Origin of the sequence: Neoroseomonas lacus, assembly GCF_014644535.1 — a bacterium.
GTDB lineage: Bacteria > Pseudomonadota > Alphaproteobacteria > Acetobacterales > Acetobacteraceae > Neoroseomonas > Neoroseomonas lacus.
In genome coordinates, this window is sequence record NZ_BMKW01000009.1 from 57,652 (window position 1) to 75,881 (window position 18,230).

Annotated in this window: 15 protein-coding genes; 6 read left to right on the forward strand and 9 right to left on the reverse strand. The window is 68.6% G+C overall.

All coding sequences use genetic code 11. The features are described 5' to 3' along the window. Position 1: 1 nt before the first annotated feature. Both lptE and leuS read right to left on the reverse strand, forming a co-directional pair. Positions 2–508 (reverse strand): LPS assembly lipoprotein LptE, encoded by a 507-nt coding sequence (gene lptE / locus IEY36_RS18075; protein ID WP_188969255.1) that lies wholly within the window; start codon positions 506–508, stop codon positions 2–4. Beyond that, a complete protein-coding gene (leuS, locus tag IEY36_RS18080) occupies positions 498–3,173 on the reverse strand; it encodes a leucine--tRNA ligase (RefSeq protein WP_188969257.1) in 2,676 nt (891 codons plus the stop codon). The genes lptE and leuS overlap by 11 nt, the downstream gene beginning before the upstream one ends. 43 nt (positions 3,174–3,216) lie before the next feature. On the opposite strand from leuS, the gene IEY36_RS18085 reads away from it, so the two are divergent. Continuing rightward, entirely contained in the window at positions 3,217–4,338 is a 1,122-nt protein-coding gene (locus IEY36_RS18085; protein ID WP_188969259.1) for an alpha/beta fold hydrolase, read from the forward strand. 485 nt (positions 4,339–4,823) lie between these two features. Here the strand turns inward: IEY36_RS18085 and IEY36_RS18090 are convergent, their stop codons facing one another. Together IEY36_RS18090 and IEY36_RS18095 are read right to left on the reverse strand one after the other, a co-directional pair. Next, positions 4,824–5,993, reverse strand: coding sequence for a M20 aminoacylase family protein (locus IEY36_RS18090; RefSeq protein WP_188969261.1), 1,170 nt, complete (start codon positions 5,991–5,993; stop codon positions 4,824–4,826). Between the two features lie 103 nt (positions 5,994–6,096). Beyond that, positions 6,097–7,428, reverse strand: coding sequence for an aspartate aminotransferase family protein (locus IEY36_RS18095; protein ID WP_229681405.1), 1,332 nt, complete (start codon positions 7,426–7,428; stop codon positions 6,097–6,099). Positions 7,429–7,594: 166 nt separating this feature from the next. On the opposite strand from IEY36_RS18095, the gene IEY36_RS18100 reads away from it, so the two are divergent. Genes IEY36_RS18100 through IEY36_RS18120 form a run of 5 tightly spaced genes read left to right on the forward strand, consistent with a single transcriptional unit; the run spans position 7,595 to position 10,729 of the window. Further along, on the forward strand, positions 7,595–8,518 hold the full coding sequence (locus IEY36_RS18100) for a metallophosphoesterase family protein (RefSeq protein WP_188969265.1): 924 nt from the start codon (positions 7,595–7,597) through the stop codon (positions 8,516–8,518). A gap of 4 nt (positions 8,519–8,522) precedes the next feature. Further along, positions 8,523–8,858: a cupredoxin domain-containing protein gene (locus tag IEY36_RS18105; RefSeq protein WP_188969267.1), complete on the forward strand. Its 336-nt coding sequence runs from the start codon at positions 8,523–8,525 to the stop codon at positions 8,856–8,858. Further along, positions 8,855–9,418 carry a cytochrome b gene (locus IEY36_RS18110; protein ID WP_188969269.1) on the forward strand — a complete coding sequence of 188 codons (564 nt, stop codon included), beginning with the start codon at positions 8,855–8,857 and terminating at the stop codon, positions 9,416–9,418. The genes IEY36_RS18105 and IEY36_RS18110 overlap by 4 nt, the downstream gene beginning before the upstream one ends. 19 nt (positions 9,419–9,437) lie before the next feature. Further along, positions 9,438–9,980 (forward strand): sigma-70 family RNA polymerase sigma factor, encoded by a 543-nt coding sequence (locus IEY36_RS18115; RefSeq protein ID WP_188969271.1) that lies wholly within the window; start codon positions 9,438–9,440, stop codon positions 9,978–9,980. Then, positions 9,977–10,729: an anti-sigma factor family protein gene (locus IEY36_RS18120; protein ID WP_188969273.1), complete on the forward strand. Its 753-nt coding sequence runs from the start codon at positions 9,977–9,979 to the stop codon at positions 10,727–10,729. Before IEY36_RS18115 ends, IEY36_RS18120 begins: the two co-directional genes overlap by 4 nt. Before the next feature lie 377 nt (positions 10,730–11,106). Here the strand turns inward: IEY36_RS18120 and IEY36_RS18125 are convergent, their stop codons facing one another. The 5 genes from IEY36_RS18125 to nhaA form a co-directional block, all read right to left on the reverse strand. Further along, the gene (locus IEY36_RS18125) at positions 11,107–12,354 is read right to left on the reverse strand and encodes a NupC/NupG family nucleoside CNT transporter (protein ID WP_229681406.1); all 1,248 of its coding nucleotides are present in this window, start codon (positions 12,352–12,354) and stop codon (positions 11,107–11,109) included. Then, positions 12,351–13,856, reverse strand: a complete 1,506-nt coding sequence (rmuC, locus tag IEY36_RS18130; protein WP_229681407.1) for a DNA recombination protein RmuC — start codon at positions 13,854–13,856, stop codon at positions 12,351–12,353. The genes IEY36_RS18125 and rmuC overlap by 4 nt, the downstream gene beginning before the upstream one ends. Positions 13,857–14,012: 156 nt before the next feature. After that, complete coding sequence (locus tag IEY36_RS18135) at positions 14,013–14,621, reverse strand: carbonic anhydrase (protein ID WP_188969275.1); 609 nt, start codon at positions 14,619–14,621, stop codon at positions 14,013–14,015. Positions 14,622–14,955: 334 nt separating this feature from the next. Beyond that, the gene (gene purH / locus IEY36_RS18140) at positions 14,956–16,533 is read right to left on the reverse strand and encodes a bifunctional phosphoribosylaminoimidazolecarboxamide formyltransferase/IMP cyclohydrolase (protein WP_188969277.1); all 1,578 of its coding nucleotides are present in this window, start codon (positions 16,531–16,533) and stop codon (positions 14,956–14,958) included. Between the two features lie 387 nt (positions 16,534–16,920). Next, a complete protein-coding gene (gene nhaA, locus IEY36_RS18145) occupies positions 16,921–18,111 on the reverse strand; it encodes a Na+/H+ antiporter NhaA (RefSeq protein ID WP_188969279.1) in 1,191 nt (396 codons plus the stop codon). Positions 18,112–18,230 lie beyond the last annotated feature (119 nt).

Below are 18,230 nucleotides of genomic sequence, written 5' to 3' on the forward strand. Positions count from 1 at the left end.
GTCAGGCCGGCTGCGGCGGCCCGGCCTCGAAGCGCACGGCCAGGCGCTGCACGATGTCGTCCGCCAATTGCTCCATCAACCGCCGCTCCGCCGCTTCGCGCGCGGTGTCGGAGGCGAAGAATTGGTTCTCCGGCACGTTGTAGGCGTCGAAGGCACGGTCGACGCCGGTGCCGACCAGGCGCGGCGGCGCGTTGGTGTCGTAGAGGAACCAGTTCGCCGTCGCGGTGATGCGCACGCGGCTCGGCGTGCCGTCGCGCTCGAAGCCCTGCACCTCGATGCCATAGGCGAGGCCGACGCGCAGGTCGTACTTCGCCGGCACGCCGGCGCGGCCAAGCCGCTGTTCCAGATGCCGGCGCAGCAACTGCCCGTTGCGCTCGGCGATCAGCCCGACGCGGACCGTCTCCAGGCCGGCCCTCGTGGCCTCCGGCTGCGGGCCGTACATCGGCCGGAAGCCGCAACCGGCCAGCGCCAGCGCCGGCAAAGCGAGGATTGCGCGTCTAGACGACAAGGTTCACCACCCGTCCGGGGACATGGATGCGCTTTCGGATCGGCTTGCCGGCAACGGCGCGCTGCACATTCTCCTCCGCCTCGGCGGCGGCGAAGATGCTTTCCTCCGAGGCTCCCACCGGCACCTCGATGGTCGCGCGCAGCTTGCCCAGCACCTGAACGGCGAGGGTCACGCTCTCGGCCACCAGCAGCGCCAGGTCGGCCTCGGGCCAGGGCAGCAGCGCCACCAGATCGGCGTGATCGGGGCACAGCAGCGACCACGCTTCCTCAGCCAGATGCGGCATCATCGGTGCCGACAGCCGCGCCAGCGTTTCCAGCGCCTCGCGCTTCGCCCCGCCAAGAGCGACCGCGTCGAATTGGCCAGATGGCGCGCGTGCCGCCTCGATCGCATTGGCAAACTCGTAAAGGCGCGCAACGGCAACGTTGAAGGCGAAGGTCTCCAACGCTTCGGTGACCGATTTTATCGCGCGATGTGTCGCGCGGCGAAGTTCCTTCGTCGCTCGATCTGTTGCCGCTACGGGGCTGGAAAGGATGGTCGCCGCCAGTTCCGGCGAAGGAAGCTCCGCGCGCATCTCATCCACAATTCGGAACACCCGCTGGGTGAACCGATACGCCCCGGCGACGCCGGATTCCGTCCACTCCATGTCGCGATCAGGCGGATTGTCCGAGAGGATGAACCAGCGCGCCGTATCCGCCCCGTATTTTGCGATGATCGCACCGGGATCGACGGTGTTGCGCTTCGACTTCGACATCGCCTCGACGCGGCCGATCGTCACCGGTTCGTTGCCGCCCTTCAGCGTCGCGCTGCGCAAGCCCTCGGCCGTGACGGAGAAATCGACTTCCTCCGGATACAGCCAGCGCCCATCGGCGCCCTTGTAGGATTCGTGCTGCACCATCCCCTGGGTGAACAACCCGGCGAACGGCTCCTCGACCGTCAGATGCCCGGTCGCCTTCATGGCGCGGGAGAAGAAGCGCGAATACAGCAGGTGCAGGATCGCGTGCTCGATGCCGCCGATATACTGGTCCACCGGCAGCCATGCATCGACCGCCGCCTTGGTCACCGGCACGTCGGCGCGCGGCGAGCAGAAGCGCGCGAAATACCATGAAGAATCAACGAACGTATCGCAGGTGTCGGTCTCGCGCCGCGCCGGCTTGCCGCAATTCGGGCATGCGACGTGCTTCCACGTCGGATGATGGTCGAGCGGATTGCCGGGCTTTGAGAAATCCACATCCTCCGGCAGCCGCACCGGCAGCTCAGCATCGGGAACCGGCTGCACGCCGCAATCGTCGCAATGGATGAAGGGGATCGGGCAACCCCAATAGCGCTGGCGCGAAACGCCCCAGTCGCGCAGGCGCCAATTCACCACGCCGGTGCCGGCACCCTGCTTCTCCAGCGCATCGATCGCGCCGCGCTTGGCCGCCGCCACATCCAGCCCGTCGAGGAAGCCGGAATTAAACGCCGTGCCGTCATCGGTGAAGGCCTCGTCGGCCACCGCGAAGGTCGCGGCATCCGCCCCCTTCGGCAGCACAACGGGCGTGACCGACAGCCCGTATTTGCGGGCGAAATCCAGGTCGCGCTGGTCATGCGCCGGGCAGCCGAAAATGGCGCCGGTGCCATATTCCATCAGCACAAAATTCGCGATCCACACCGGGTATTCCGCGCCGGTGAAGGGGTGCTTCACGCGGAAGCCGGTGTCGAAGCCCTTCTTCTCGGCCTGCTCGATCACCGCTTCCGAAGTGCCCATGCTGCGGCATTCGGCGACGAATTCGGCGGCCTTGGCATCACGCGCCGCCGCCGCGGCCGCCAGCGGATGCTCCGCCGCGACGGCGAGGAAGGACATGCCGAACAGCGTATCCGGCCGCGTCGTGAACACCTCGACCTCGGCGGTGCCGTCCACCGGCTTGGCCAGCGCGAAGCGCACCCGCGCCCCCTCGCTACGGCCGATCCAGTTGGACTGCATCAGCTTCACGCGCTCGGGCCAGCGATCCAGCCCGCCCAAGGCCTCCAGCAGGTCCGGCGCATATTTCGTGATCGCCAGCACCCACTGGGCGAGCTTCTTCTTCTCGACCTGCGCGCCGGATCGCCAGCCACGCCCGTCGATCACCTGCTCATTCGCCAGCACGGTGTTGTCCACCGGGTCCCAGTTCACCCAGGATTCGCGACGCTCGACCAACCCGGCCTTCCAGAAGTCGAGCAACAGCTTCTGCTGCTGCCCATAATATTCTGGGTCGCAGGTGGCGAATTCGCGCGACCATTCCAGCGACAGGCCCATGCGCTTCAACTCGTCGCGCATGTTCGCGATGTTGGCGTAGGTCCACTTCGCCGGATGCGTGCCGCGCTCGCGCGCCGCATTCTCGGCCGGCAGGCCGAAGGCGTCCCAGCCCATCGGGTGCATGACCAGGTGGCCGCGCGCCCGCTTGTACCGCGCGACGACGTCGCCGAGCGTATAGTTCCGCACATGCCCCATATGGATTTTGCCCGAGGGGTAGGGAAACATCTCCAGCACGTAGTATTTCGGTGCGCCGTCGGGCGGCACGTCCGGCACGGAGAAGCAGGCGCGGTCGTTCCACGCCTGCTGCCAGCGCGGTTCGGCCGCCCGGAAATTGTAGCGCGGCGCCGCCGGTTCGGGGGCGGTCTTGTCGGGGGATGTGATGCTGTCGTTCATTGCGCGCGCGCGTCTCGTGCCTTGCGGGGCGAAAGGGAGACGGATGCATAAGCGCTGGCGCGCCGGATTCCTAGGGTTGGCGCTTCTCGCCGTGCTGCTGGCCGGCCCGGCGCGGGCGCAGGACCCCAATACCGATTTCACCGCCTACCGCGCGCTGTTCTCCGTCGCCGCCCTCGGCCCGGCGCGCGGGGTCTCCACCGTGACCGGCTATACGCTGATGTACCGCGGCGCCATGACCCCCGCGGCCTTCGCCCTGGCCGCCCTGCCCGACGGCCGGTCGGTCTGGCGCTTCGCCGGTGGCCAACCCGATGCCGAGACCGCCCGCGCCCGCCTGCAGACCGCCTGCGACCGCGACGCCGCCGCCGCCTTCGGCACCGGCCACCCATGCCGGATGGTGGCCGAGGACGGTGCGGTGACGGACCTCGCCGGCCCAGCCTTCCGTCCGGTGCAGGCCAGGATCGGCCCCTTCCGCGCCGCGCCGCTGATGTTCCATCACGGCCCCGCGGCGGCCGAGGGCGTCGTTATCTGGTCGCACGGCTATGGCGGCCCGAACGCCGACCATCGCCAGCGCAACCTCCCCGGCGTGCTGGCCCTGCTGAACGATGCCGGCTGGGATGTGCTGCGCTTCGACCGCGACCCGGCCGACGACACATTGCCAACCGCCCTGTCCACGCTGCTGCGCGGCCTGCCGTTGCTGCGCGAGGCCGGCTATCGGCGCATCGTGCTTGGCGGGCAGTCGCGCGGAGGCTGGCAATCCATCATGGCCGCCGCCGAGCGCCCGGACGCGGTCCACGCCGCCCTCGCCTTCGCCCCCGCAGCGCATGGCGAGGCCGCGCGCCCCAACAACCTGGCCGCCGCGAGCGACGATTTCCGGCGCCTGCTGGCGGGGCTGCCCGAGGACGGGCCGCGCCTGGCCGTCGCTGTCTTCACCGATGACCCCTACGACCCCGACCCCGCCGCCCGCGCGGCGATGGTGGGCGAGGCCGCCAGGCGCCGCACCGCGCCGACCCTCGCCCTGTTTCCCGAACCACCCATTCGCGGGCATTCCGGCAGCAATGACTGGCGTTTCGCCCGCGGTCAGGGGCCGTGCCTGTTGACGCTGGTACAAGGCCCTGCGGCGGCGGCGCCGAGGGGGCTGCGGCGTAGTTCGTGCGGCGGGGGGTGAGGGAGAAGGTCGGAGAGGCTTTGCACCTCCAAGCCACCCACCAAAGGCCCGAGATCTTTGGAAACCGATACTTGGTGCACGGTGCCGCGGCCAGGACTAATGTCCTGAGCCGGCTTTCCCACAAGCGACTTGAGGTTCCGGAAAAAAACCGCACCTCCCGACGAACTGCTGGAACCGCCTGAATGTTCGCGGTATGTTGGGAATATCAAGCGACATCTACGAAGGCGGTCCATCGTGCTTGGTTGGATAAGAGATTAAAATCCTAAAATCTTAAAATTAACAACATCAACCGCTTGGCGCCATGCCGCGGCCGCACGGCCCGGATTCTCGCGGTCGTCATGTTTGGCGCGCGTCGTCCTCCCGCCCAATCTCTCATGTCCTGCACCCGGTTCCGGCCGTCCAAGGTGTCCGGCAACAGGTGAGGAACAATGGCGGCGAGAGGCTCGGAGAGGGACCGCGCCCCTCTCCAACGAACCGCGCCTACGTCAGCGCGGCATCTCCTGTTCCGCCAGCCTGGCGAACAGCGACGACCCCAGCGGGATCAGGTCATCGTTGAAGTCGTAGCGCGGGTTGTGCAGCGACACGGAATGCCGCCCGCCATCCCCCTGCCCGATGCCGATGAAGCAGCCCGGCCGCGCCAGCAGCATGTAGGAGAAATCCTCCGCCCCCATGCGCGGCGGCGCATGGCGCAGCACCTTCGCCTCGCCCAGCACGGCGGCGGCGGCCAGCGCGGCGCGCTCGGTCTGCGCGGCGTGGTTCACGGTGGGCGGATAGCCGCGCTGGAAGGACAATTCGGCCCTGGTGCCATGCGCCTCGGCGGTGGCACGCACGATCTGGTGCAGCCGCGCCTCGACCATGTCCTGCACCTCCGGCTTGAAGGTGCGCACGGTCCCATTCAATTCCGCCACTTCCGGGATGACATTGCCCGCCGAACCCGCATGGAACTGGCAGATGCTGATCACCGCGCTGTCCAGCGGATCCATCGACCGCGAGACGATCGACTGCACCGCGACGACGATATGCGCGCCGACCAGCACCGGGTCGATGCAGGATTGCGGGCGCGAGGCATGCCCGCCCTTGCCATGCACGGTGATGTTGATGCGGTCGGCCGCCGCCAACACCGGACCGGCGACGATGCGTGCCTCGCCCAGCGGCAGTTCCGGCGTGTTGTGCATCCCATAGACGGCATCGCAGGGGAAGCGGTCGAACAGCCCTTCCTCGACCATCACCCGCCCGCCGCCGCCGCCTTCCTCCGCCGGCTGGAAAATGAAGTGGACGGTGCCGTCGAAATTCTTCGTCTCCGCGAGATACCGCGCGGCGCCGAGCAGCATGGTGGTGTGCCCGTCGTGCCCGCAGGCATGCATCTTCCCCGCATTGGTCGAGCGGTAGGTGAAATCGTTGGTCTCCTCCATCGGCAGGCAATCCATGTCGGCGCGGAAGCCGATGGAGCGCCCCGAGGACCCGTTGCGCAGCACGCCCACCAGCCCGGTGCCGGCGATGCCGCGATGCACCTCGATCCCCCAGGCCTGCAGCTGCTGCGCTACCATCTCCGACGTGCGTTGCTCCTGGAAGCCGAGTTCCGGATGGGCGTGGATGTCCCGGCGCGTCGCCGTCAGCTCGGGGTGGAAATCAGCGATCCGATTGATGATGGGCAAGGTCGTTCCCCCGCATGAGGACGTTGTTATCCGCCAAAGGTGGCGTCGTTCGCGGCATGCATCCAGCCCACCGCGATCGATAACCGCTATGTCGTGACGGCCGTCACACCCCGGCGATGGCGGCTTCCACCGCATCGCCGAACCGCTCGACGATCATCCCGATCTCCGCTTCCGTCACCACATAGGGAGGCGCCAGGATCACGTGGTCGCCATGCTTGCCGTCGATGGTGCCACCCATCGGGTAGCAGGCGAGGCCACGGTCAAAGGCTTCCTTCTTGATGCGCTCGTTCAGCGCCAGCGCCGGGTCGAACACCGCCTTGCTGGCGCGGTCGCGCACCAGCTCGATCGCCCAGAACAGGCCGCGGCCGCGGATGTCGCCGATATTGGCGTGGTTGCCGAGCCGTTCGGTCAGCCCTTGTTCCAGCAGCGCGCCCATCGCCTTCACATTGTCGAGCAGCTTCTCGTCGCGGATCACTTCCTGCACCGCCAGCGCCGCCGCGCAGGCGACCGGATGCGCCTGGTAGGTGTGGCCGTGCTTGAAGGTGCCCGACCCCTTGGTCAGCGCCTCCATCACCCGGCCATGCACCAGGATACCGCCGATCGGCTGGTAGCCGCCGCCGAGCCCCTTGGCGATCACCTGGATGTCGGGCGTCACCCCTTCCTGTTCCCAGGCGTGCAGCGTGCCGGTGCGCCCCATCCCCGACATCACCTCGTCGAGGATCAGCAGCGCGCCATGACGTTCGCACACCGCCTTCATCGCCGGGAAATACCCCGGCAGCGCGGTGGCGCAGCCGAGCGTCGCCCCCACCACCGTCTCGGCGCAGAAGGCGATGACGTTGTGTGGCCCGAGGCGCTGGAATTCGCCTTCCAGCTCCTCCGCCAGCCGCGCCACGTAGTCGGCGTCGGTCTCGTCGTCGCGCCGGTCGCGATAGGCATAGCAGGGCGAGACATGGCTGAAGGCATCCGACAGGATCGGCGCATAGGGCGCGCGCCGCATCGCATTGCCGCCCGCCGCCAGCGCGCCCAGCGTATTGCCGTGATACGACTGCCGCCGCGCAATGAACTTGGTCCGCGAAGGCTGCCCAACTTCGAGCGCCCATTGCCTGGCCATCTTCAGCGCGGATTCCATCCCCTCCGAACCCGACGACACGAAATAGGCATGGGTCAGCCCGCCCGGCGCATGGCCGACCAGCATATCGGCGAGGCGTTCGGCGCTCTCGGCGGTGAACAGCGCGGTATGCGCGTAGCACAGCTTGTCAATCTGGTCCTTCATCGCCTGGACCACATGTGGATGCCCGTGGCCAAGACAGGCGACGGCCGCCCCGCCCGACCCGTCGATCACCTCATGCCCGGAGGCGTCGCGCAGCCAGATGCCGCGGCCGGAGACGGCGATGGCGGGCGCCTCGCGCAGGTTGCGATGGACGACATGGGTCATGGGCTGGCTCCTTCGGGGCGCCATCCTGCCCCTCTCGCGGCAATCGGCAAGACGGGCCGGCGCGTCATTGCGCGGCCGCGCGAGAATTCTTCGCTCCGGTCGCGAATAAACCGCCACCCCGCCCGGTCTTCATGACGGACACCCCGAAACCGAAGGGATTACCGCCATGGACGAACCCACGCGCCGCGACACGCTCGAGTGCATGCTCTGGGCCGGCACCGGCCTGCTCTGGAGCGTGGTGGGCGGCGTGCCCCGCGCCAGCCTGATCGGCACCGCCGAGGCCGCCACCGCCGCCGCCGCCGGCTTCACCTTCGCCCAGGTCAGCGACAGCCATCTCGGCTTCGCCACGCCGCTGTACAACGATGTCGCCGGCACCACGGCCGAAGCGCTGCGCGCGCTCGGCAGTTCGACGCAGCGGCCATCGTTGGTCCTGCACACCGGCGACGTCACGCATCTGTCGAAGGCCGCCGAATTCGACGCCGCACAACAGATCTTCGGCGGCTCCGGCCTGGAGATGCGCTACGTGCCCGGAGAGCACGACGTCATCGACGATGACGGCCGCGCCTTCCTCGAACGCTTCGGCCGCGGCGCCGGGCCTGGCGGCTGGTCAAGCTTCGATGCCGGCGGCATCCACTTCATCGGCCTGAACAATGTGGTGAACCTGCAGGCCGGTGGCCTCGGCCAGATCGGCGCCGCGCAGCTTGCCTTCCTCGAAGCCGATCTGCGCGGGCGGTCCGCCAGCCAGCCCATCGTCGTCTTCGCCCATATCCCGCTATGGACGATCCACGCGCCCTGGGGCTGGGGCACCGAGGATTCCGAACAGGCGATGCGCCTGCTCGCGCGCTTCGGCTCGGTCACCGTGCTGAACGGCCATATCCACCAGATCATCCAGAAGGTGGAAGGCCACGTCGCCTTCCACACGGCACGGTCCACCGCCTTCCCGCAGCCCGCGCCGGGAAGCGCGCCCTCGCCCGGGCCGATCCGCAACCTGCCGGCCGACCGGCTGCGCAGCGTGCTCGGCGTCACCCGCGTCAGCCGGGTCGAGGGCAACCGCCCCCTCGCCATCATCGACACGCCGCTCGGCGCCTGACGCGATGTCCCTGCCCCCGATGCGCCGGCGCGAGCTGTTCGCCGGCGCCGCCCTCACGCTCGCCGTCATCCCGGCGGCGCGCGCCGCGACGGCGAGGATCGTCATCGACGACTACGCCTTCCAGCCGATGGAGCTGCGCATCGCCGCCGGCACCGCCGTCACCTGGGAGAACCGCGACAGCAGCCCGCACAACGTCGTCAGCAGCGCGACACCGCGCGTCTTCCGATCGCGCACCATGGGCACCGGCGAGGGCTTCAGCTTCACCTTCGCCGAACCTGGCACCTACCGTTATTTCTGCTCCCTGCATCCGCATATGCAGGCGGTGGTGATGGTCACATGACGGCGGCGCAAACCCACAGCGCCGCCGCACGGGCGATGCATTGGGCCAGTGCCGGACTGATCCTGGTCGTCTTCGCGGCGATCTGGATGCCGGTCGATGAGGCCTCCGACACCGCCTACGCCGTCAAGCTGATGGTGCATCGCTCGGCCGGCGTGCTGGTCTGGCTGTTGACCCTGGTGCGGCTGGTCCGGCGCGGTGTCGGCCACAGCCCGGCCTTGCCGATGGATGTGCCGCGACTGCAACGCATCGCCGCGCGGTTGCATGCGGCGGCGCTGTATCTGCTGTTGCTGGCCCAGCCGCTGTTCGGGCTGATCGCCAGCCAGGCGGCCGGCAATACGGTGCGACCCTTCGGCCTCTTTGCCATCCCGACGCTGGTGGCGCGCGATCGGGCGCTCGCCCATGCCTGCTTCGGCCTGCACGAGGCGGTGGCGACATTGCTGCTGGTGTTCATCGGGGCGCATGTGGCGGCGGCGCTGCATCATCACTATCTGCGACGCGACGGCGTGCTGGTGAGCATGCTGCCCGGCCTGCGGCGGCTGGATGCGCGACACGGCAATTGAGCGGAGGATCTCCGACAGCATGCTTCCGCGATCGGCCCCGCCGCCCGGGCTCGAGCAGGCCATCACCGGCAATCTGGACGCGGCGTTCAACCTCGCCCGCTGGCTCCTGCGCGACCCGAGCGCGGCGGAGGATGTGGTGCAGGAATCCGCCCTGCGCGCGCTGCGCTATGCCGAGGGCTGGCGTGGTGGCGACGGTCGCGCCTGGCTGCTGCAAATCGTGCGCAACACCGCCTATGACTGGCTGTCGCGCCGCCGCGCGCGGGGCGAGGTCGCGCTGGAAGCCCCGGCCGGCGACGTCGCCGGTCCACTCGATGACCTGCCCGACCCCGCACCCGATCCAGAAGCCGTCCTGGCCGAGACGCAGGCGCGCGAGGGTCTCGATGCCGCCGTCGCCGCGCTGCCGGTCGAGTTGCGCGAATGCCTCGTGCTGCGGGAGGTCGAGGAGATGTCCTACCGGGACATTGCCCGCACCACCGGCGTGCCGGTCGGCACCGTGATGTCCCGGCTGTGGCGCGCGCGCCGTGCGCTGGCGGGCGCCTGTGTGGAAGGAACGACGCCATGAGCGAGCCCTGCGAGGACAGGATCCTGCTGCTGCAGGCCGACCACGATGGCGAGCTCGATGCCGGCCGCGCCGCCGAACTGGCGACGCATGTCGCGACCTGCCTGGGTTGTGCCGCGGCGCGGCGCGACCTCGCCGCGGTCTCGACGCGGTTGCGGCGGGAGCTGCCCTACCATCGCGCGCCGGACCGCTTGCGCGCGGCGATCACCGCGCAGATGGCGCCCGTCGCCGCGCCGCCACCGCCACGACGTGCGCTGCTGCGTCGACAGATTCCGGCCTTCGTCGCCGGCATGGCGGCGGCGGCGAGCGTCGCGCTGGTCGTGCTGCCCCGTCGTGGCAGCGATGTCGCGGAGCAGGTACTGGGAAGCCATCTGCGGTCTTTGCAGGCGGCGCATCTGTTCGATGTGGCGTCGTCCGACCGGCATACGGTGAAGCCGTGGTTCGATGGCAGGCTGGATTTCGCGCCACCGGTGCGCGACCTGGCCGCGCAGGGATTTCCGCTGGAAGGCGGACGGCTCGACCATATCGAAGGGCGGGCGGTGGCGGCGCTGGTGTATCGGCGGGCGCGGCACGTCATCAATCTGTTCCTGTGGCCGTCGCACAGCCTGCGGCCGAGCGAGCCGGCGGCGTCGACCATCTCCGGCTATCACCTGCTGCGCTGGAGGGAAGGCGACATGGTGTTTTGGGCCGTGTCCGACGTGAACCTTGCGGAGCTGGAGGAATTTGTGCGGCTGTGGCGCGCGGCGACGTGATGCGTGTGCACGGCGCCGCTGTAGGTGCGGGGAAATTATACCGGCGACCCTTGACCTTGAATGGAGGAACCGAGAGGGGCGTTGCCCCTCTCGCGGTCTCCTCACCAAAGGCCTAAGGGCCCTTGGAAACCTCGACTTAGCGCTTTGCGTAGCGGTCAGCAGGGGTGGCGAAACCCGCCCTTGCGCACGAAGCGCGCGTCGCGGCTACAGGATGCGTTCAGTGCCCAGCGCAAAAAGAGGGCATTCCAAAGTGCACTGCACTTTGGCGGGGCGGTTTGGAGGGGCGGCGCCCCTCCAACCTTCCCCCTCCGGTCAACAGACTGGGCCGCCGGCGTGAGTTTCCTGCCGGGATGCTCGAGGGGCGCCGCCCCTCGACCTTACGGCGCCGTCAACACTCCCACCACCGCCCCGGTCATGCAGCAGGCGATGGTCGCCGAGATCAGCGACGGCAGCCCCAGCTTCACGATATCCTGCCGCCGTTCCGGGCACATCGCCGTCATCCCGCCGACCATAATCCCGACCGAGCCAAGGTTGGAGAACCCGCACAGCGCATAGGTCAGGATCAGCCGCGAGCGATCAGACAGCCCCGCCCCGCCCGACTGCGCGAGGGCGAGGTAGGAGACGAATTCATTCACCACCATCTTCACACCGAGCGAGGCGCCGACTGTCGCCGATTCCGCCACCGGCACGCCCATCGCCCAGGCGACCGGCCACAGCACCCAGCCCATGATGGCCTGCAAGGTCAGCCCCGTGAGCGGTTCCAGGGCCAGGTTGATCAGCGCGACGATCGCGACGAAGACGATCAGTGACGCCATGATGCCGAGCAGCAAGTTCAGCCCATCCTGCGTGCCGCGCACCAGCGCATCCATCGAGCTGTCGTAAAGCCTTTCGGGAATGCCATCGCCGCCTTCGGTGGCGGTCTCGCCCGCCGCCGGCGGGATCATCAGCAGCGCGGCAAGGATCGCCGCCGGGGCGGAAACCAGCGACGCCGTCAGCAACTGCCCCGCCGCGTCGGGCACCACGGGCGCGATGATCAGCGCATAGACCACCAGCGTATTGCCACTGATCGTCGCGAGCCCCGCCGTCATCACCACGAACATCTCGGAGCGCGTGAGCTTCGCCAGCCAGGCGCGGATCATCAGCGGCGCTTCGACCATGCCGACAAACACATTGGCCGCCACGCCAAAGCCAGCTGCGCCACCCAGGCCGAACAGCCGGCGCAGCACGCCTGCCATGCCCTTCACGATCGCCGGCAGCACCCCCCAGTGATACAGCACGGAGGAGAGCGCCCCGACCACCAGCACCAGCGGCAGCGCCTGGAAGAACAGGATGAAGGAAGCACCGGGGAAGGGTTCCGGAAACGGCAGCGGCCCGCCGCCGAGATAGCCGAATACCAGCGACGTGCCCGCCCTGGTCGCGGTGGCGAGCGCATTGACCCCATCGCCGATCACCGCAAAGACGCGGCGCGCCCAGGGGACGTTCAGTAGCACGGCCGCCAGCGCCAATTGCAGCGCCAGGCCTGAGACGAACACGCGCATCGGCACGCCGCGGCGGAAGCCACCCAACGCCCAGGCAAGAAGGGCCAGCAGCAGCAGGCCGATGGCGGATTGTGCCTGGAGCATCATGATTCGTCGCCCTCGCCCGGGAGTTCATCCGCCTCGATCTCGAGCAACACCGCAGCGCGCGACCCGTCCACCGCATCGACGCCGCGCAGCTTGCGCGCCACCGCCCGCGTGCGGACTTGTGCCGCGTCGATGGTGTTGCCCACCGCGGCGACCTGCTTGCGGAGACGCACCAGCACCTCGTCCATCTTGCCCATCTCGGCCTTGGTGGCGCCGAGCAATTCCCGGACCATGTCGGCCTTCTCGCCGAGCGCGATCGTCACATGCCCCATCTGGATGGTGCGCAGCATGGCCGGCAGCAGCGAGGGCCCCAACACCAGCACGCGATGCGCCCGGCCGATATCCTCGATGGCGCCAGGAATGCGCGCGATTTCGGCATACAGCCCCTCGGTCGGCAGGTAGAGCACGGCGAATTCCACCGTCAGCGGCGGGCGGATGTATTTGGACGCGATCTTCGCCGCCTCGCCGCGCACACGCACCTCCAGGGCGCGGCGCGCGGCCTTTTCGCCATCGGCGTCGCCGGCCTCGGAGGCGATCACCAGCCGGTCCCAATCCTCGGTCGGGAATTTCGCATCGACGGCGAGGAAGACGTCGCGCCCGCCTTCATTCGGCATGCGGATGGCGAACTCGACGAGTTCGCTGCTGTCCTCGGAGAGCTTCTTGTTCGTTTCATACGACCCGGCCGGCAGGATGTCGTCGAGCAGCGCGCGCACCTGCGCCTCCCCCCAGCCGCCGCGCGTCTTCACATTCGAGAACAGCCGCTTGATGTCGACGATCTGCGTGGTGACGGCCTGCACATCCGTCATCGCCTTCAGCACCTGGGTGAACTGGTCGGAAACGCGGGCAAAACTCTCGGTCATCTGCTTCTCGACGGCGGTCTGAAGCTGCTCATTCACCGTCTTCTGAATCTCGGCGAGGCGCGCCTCATTGCTCTCGCGCAGTTCCTTCAGCTTGGCGTCGAGCAGGTCGCGGCCGCGTGCATTCTCGGCCGCCTGCGCTTCCTGCAACTTCGCCAGGCCTTCCGCGAAGGCGAGGCGGATCTCCGCAATCCCCTGCGTCACGTCGCGGCGCAGCAGGGCGGTGTCGTCCTTGTGCTCGGTCAGTGCCTTGACCACGGCGGCGCGTTGTTCGGCCATGGCGCGGGCATCCTGCGCCAGGCGTTCGGTCAGCTGCGCGGCATCGGCGGCCAGGCGATCGAGCACCGCCTTTTCCTGCACCGAGAGCCGGTCGGCGATGCGGCCGATCCCCTCCCCCAGCGCCTTGGTCTGGTCGAGTGCCCCGTCACTGACGCGCTCACCAATCGCCGCCGCCTCACGCGACAGGCCGCGTTCGAATTCGGCGGGCAGCGCGGCGATGCGTTCGCCCTGCCGGTCCAGCACCGATTGCAGGTCGGTCAGCCGCTGCGCCAGCACCGGGTCCGTTGCCGGCCGGCGCAGCAGCAACGCCACCAGCAGCAGCACGACAAGCAGCAGGCCGCCCAGTGTCGCCAAATTCTCGGCCGCCATCGCGAACTCCCCCGACTCGATGGGGAAAGTCTCGCATCACCGCCGCGCCGGGGCGAGGCTGCTCATGCCAACCGCACGAAGGATGCACCTTGGCGAGACTGCTACTCGAGCCTTGGCTTGGCGCGCGGGCCCAATCGACGGCCTGCGCACCATGGATCAGGGGATCCGCGGTTCGCCCTGCGCCGGCACCAGCACCAGCCGGCCCGTCGCGACGCCGAAATGCGCCCCGTGCAGCGTCAGCCGGTCGGAGGCGACGGCTTCCAGCACCCAGGGGAAGGTCATCAGATTCTCGAGCGAAATGCGCACCGCCTCATGCTCGGCGATCTCCTGGCGCTGCTCAGGCGCGTCGCAGCGCAGCGCCACGGTGCGTGCGCGCTGCGCGATACCCATCCAGCCGGCGACGAAGTCCTGCGCCTCAGGCGGCGCGCCGCCCAGCAGGGCGCTGATGCCGCCGCACAAAGCGTGGCCCATAACCACGACGCGCTCCACCTTCAGCACTCGAACGGCGAATTCCACCGCTGCCGAGGTGCCGTGGAACTGCGCATCCGGCATGTAGGGCGGCACCAGATTGGCCACGTTGCGGACAACGAACAACTCGCCCGGGCCGGCCGAGAAGATCATCTGCGGATCAACGCGGCTGTCCGAACAGGCGATGACCATCGTGTGCGGGCGCTGGCCGCGGGCAGCGAGTTCCTCGAAGCGGGCGCGCTCGCGTGGCCAGGTCTCGGCGCGGAAGCGGCGGTAGCCGTCGATCAGGGCGTCCATGTGGCGGGTCCTGCGGTGGGGGGAGCGCCTTTGTCGGCAAGGCACGGAACTGGAGGGGATCTTTCCCTCAAGATCGCCCCTTCATGGTGCCGTCGACAATGCTGCGCATTGCCGATGGGATCCCGATAAAGCGGTGACCTTTGGAATGCCATCCGTTGGCGATGAGCGCCGCAGTCAGAACGCCGGCCGGAATCTCCCGCTGCGCAAAGCGACTGCCCAAGTGCAGCAGAATGCCCGCATTGCCCTGCGCCAGGTATCGGTTTCCAAAGGCCCTTAGGCCTTTGGTGGGGTGGTCTGGAGGGGCGATGCCCCTCCAGCTCCGGACCGTCGCCGATCAATGCCGGAAATGCCGCATCCCGGTGAACACCATCGCCAGCCCGGCCTCATCTGCCGCCGCGATCACCTCGCCATCGCGCATCGACCCGCCTGGCTGGATCACTGCCGTGGCACCGGCGGCAGCGGCCGCCTGCAAGCCATCGGCGAAGGGGAAGAAGGCGTCGGACGCGACCACGCTGCCACGCGCCAGCGGCTCGGGCAGGTCGGCAGCCTTGGCGGCTTCCTCGCTCTTCCACGAGGCGATGCGGGCGCTGTCCACGCGGTTCGGTTGCCCGCCACCGACACCGACCGTCGCCTCGCCCTTGGCATAGACGATGGCGTTGGACTTCACATGCTTGCAGACGCGGAAAGCGAAGAGCAGGTCGCGCAGTTCCTGCGCGGAGGGCGCGCGCTTGGTCACCACCTTCAGCGTTTCGGCATTCACCTGCCCGGCATCCCGCGACTGCGCGAGGAAACCGCCTGAGACGGTCTTGAGGAACATCCCCGCCGCCGCCGGGTCCGGCAGACCGCCGGTCAGCAGCAGGCGGAGGTTCTTCTTCTTCGCGAAGATGGCGCGCGCGGCTTCATCGGCGTCAGGGGCGATCACCACCTCGGTGAAGATGGCGGCGATCCTCTCCGCCGCCGCCGCATCCAGCACGCGGTTCGCCGCGACGATGCCGCCGAAGGGCGAGACCGGGTCGCACAGGAAGGCGCGGTCCCAGGCGGTCACCAGATCCTCGGCAACGGCGACGCCGCAGGGCGTGGCGTGCTTGACGATGACGATGGCCGGGCGGTCGAACTCCGCGACGCATTCATAGGCCGCGTCGGTGTCGTTGATGTTGTTGTAGGACAATTCCTTGCCCTGGACCTGCGTCGCCGTCGCGACGCCGGGCCGGGCCGAACCATCGACATAGAAGGCCGCCTGCTGGTGCGGGTTTTCGCCATAGCGCAGCGACTGCCGCAGCACGCCCGCGACGGCGAGGCGCGGCGGGAAGTCCTGCTTCTCCTGCCGGGCGAACCAGCCGGAGATCGCCGCGTCATAGGCGGCCGTGCGGGCATAGGCGGCGGCGGCGAGGCGGCGCCGGGTGGCCAGCGTCGTGCCGCCCTGGGCTTCGATCTCGGCCTGGATCTCGGCGAAATGCGTTGGTTCGGTCAGCACCGCGACGCCGGCATGGTTCTTCGCCGCGGAGCGGATCATCGCCGGGCCGCCGATGTCAATATTCTCGATGCAATCGTCGAAATCGGCGCCCTTCGCGACCGTCGCCTCGAAGGGGTAGAGGTTCACCGCCACCAGGTCGATCGGCGCGATGGCGTGTTCTTCCATCTGCGCCAGGTGCTCGGGCAGGTCGCGCCGGCCGAGGATGCCGCCATGCACCTGCGGCACCAGCGTCTTGACCCGCCCGTCGAGGATTTCGGGGAAACCCGTGTGCTCCGACACGTCCTTCACCGGCACGCCGGCTTCGCGCAACGCGCGGGCGGTGCCGCCGGTGGACAGGATCTCGACCCCTCGCGCGGCGAGGAAACGGCCGAATTCGATGAGCCCGGTCTTGTCCGAGACGGAGAGAAGGGCGCGGCGGAGGGGGAGGAGGTCGCTCATGGCGGGCGCATAGACCCGGCGGGGCCGGCCTGCAACCAAGGGCACCGGATGACGTCCATTCGGCACGATGGAAGAGGGTGCGAAGCCCCGCGCCCGGCATTGGTGCCCGAAGGGCCATATACTGGCGGCTCATTGTCCTGACCGGTGGGAACGAGAGGGGCTTTGCCCCCTCTCGAGCTCTCCCCACCAAAGGCCTAAGGGCCTCTGGACACCAATACTTGGCGCCGGGCGCCCCGGTCAGGAACGACGCCGGGACCTGCTGCTGCACACGAAGCGCGTTGCGCGGGCGCAACATATGTTCTCCGCCCGGCACCAATAGATGGCTTTCCAAATGACACTGTCATTTGGCGGGGTGGCTTGGAGGGGCGGCGCCCCGCCAATCTCCCTTCACCCCCCGCGCACCTGCTTCGGCATCGGCGCCAGCCGCAGCACCACCCACCCCAGCAGCCCGGCGACCAACGACCCACCCAGAATGCCGATCTTCACCCCCGCCTGCAGCTGCGGGTAATCGGCGAAGGCGAGCAACCCGATGAACAGGCTCATGGTGAAGCCGACGCCGCAGAGCAGTGCGACGCCCACCATGTGCGTCCACGAGCAGCGAAAGGGCAGTGTTGCGACACCGAGCATGATGGCCAGCGCCGAGGCCCCGAACACGCCGACCAGCTTGCCGATAAGCAGCCCCAGCGCGACGCCCATCGGCAGGGGCTGGAGGATGGCGTCAAGGCCGAGGCCGGCAAAGGACACGCCCGCGTTGGCGAAGCCGAAGACCGGCACGATGAGGAATGCGACCGGCTTCTGCAGCGCGTGTTCGAGCATGTGCAGCGGCGAATGTTCCGTTTCGTCCGGCTTGCCGGGCGCCGGCTGCAGCGGAATGGTCAACGCCAGCAGCACACCGGCGATCGTCGCGTGCACCCCCGAGCGCAGCACGAGGAACCACAGCGCGGCGCCGAGCAGCAGATACAGCCACACCCGCATGACGCCGGCGCGGTTCATCACCACCAGCGTCGCGAAAGTCGCCGCCGCCAGGCCGAGATTCAGCATCGAGATCTCGCCCGTGTAGAACAGCGCGATGATCACCACGGCGCCGAGATCGTCGATGATCGCCAGCGCGGCGAGGAACACCTTCAGGGCCGCCGGCACGCGCGGCCCGAGCAGCGACATCACGCCGAGCGCGAAGGCGATATCCGTCGCCGTCGGGATAGCCCAGCCGCGCGCCGTCTCGGGCGAGCCCGCATTGAAGGCGAGATAGATCAACGCCGGCACCAGCATGCCGCCGGCCGCCGCAATGCCGGGCAGGGCGCGGTTCGACCAGGATGCGAGCTGGCCATCGAGCATCTCGCGCTTGATCTCGAGCCCTACGAGCAGGAAGAACACCGCCATCAGCCCGTCATTGACCCAGTGGGAGACGTTCATCGGGCCGAGATAGGTGGCCAGCACGCCGAAATAGGTGGGCGCCAGCGCCGAATTGGCGATGACCAGGGCAATGGCGGCCGCCGCCATCAGGATCAGGCCGCCGGCCGCCTCGCTGCCCAGGAAGCCGCGCATCAGCGACATCGGGCGCCGGGCCAGGGACGTCACCGGCTTATCCATGGTGCGTCAGAGCCATGGCGTGGCGCGAAGCCAGGTTCGTCGGCATGAGGCTGGGTGGCACGGTCATGGGCGCGCATCTCCGATACCGGCGGCCCGACCGGCATGGA

Bases quoted from the DNA above. Each gene is read 5' to 3' on its own strand.
- IEY36_RS18110 (WP_188969269.1), top strand. From the start codon at position 8,855: ATGACGGCGGCGCAAACCCACAGCGCCGCCGCACGGGCGATGCATTGG.
- IEY36_RS18115 (WP_188969271.1), top strand. From the start codon at position 9,438: ATGCTTCCGCGATCGGCCCCGCCGCCCGGGCTCGAGCAGGCCATCACC.
- purH (WP_188969277.1), bottom strand. From the start codon at position 16,533: ATGAGCGACCTCCTCCCCCTCCGCCGCGCCCTTCTCTCCGTCTCGGAC.
- IEY36_RS18135 (WP_188969275.1), bottom strand. From the start codon at position 14,621: ATGGACGCCCTGATCGACGGCTACCGCCGCTTCCGCGCCGAGACCTGG.
- IEY36_RS18125 (WP_229681406.1), bottom strand. From the start codon at position 12,354: ATGATGCTCCAGGCACAATCCGCCATCGGCCTGCTGCTGCTGGCCCTT.
- IEY36_RS18100 (WP_188969265.1), top strand. From the start codon at position 7,595: ATGGACGAACCCACGCGCCGCGACACGCTCGAGTGCATGCTCTGGGCC.
- IEY36_RS18085 (WP_188969259.1), top strand. From the start codon at position 3,217: ATGCATAAGCGCTGGCGCGCCGGATTCCTAGGGTTGGCGCTTCTCGCC.
- IEY36_RS18095 (WP_229681405.1), bottom strand. From the start codon at position 7,428: ATGACCCATGTCGTCCATCGCAACCTGCGCGAGGCGCCCGCCATCGCC.
- IEY36_RS18120 (WP_188969273.1), top strand. From the start codon at position 9,977: ATGAGCGAGCCCTGCGAGGACAGGATCCTGCTGCTGCAGGCCGACCAC.
- rmuC (WP_229681407.1), bottom strand. From the start codon at position 13,856: ATGGCGGCCGAGAATTTGGCGACACTGGGCGGCCTGCTGCTTGTCGTG.
- leuS (WP_188969257.1), bottom strand. From the start codon at position 3,173: ATGAACGACAGCATCACATCCCCCGACAAGACCGCCCCCGAACCGGCG.
- IEY36_RS18105 (WP_188969267.1), top strand. From the start codon at position 8,523: ATGTCCCTGCCCCCGATGCGCCGGCGCGAGCTGTTCGCCGGCGCCGCC.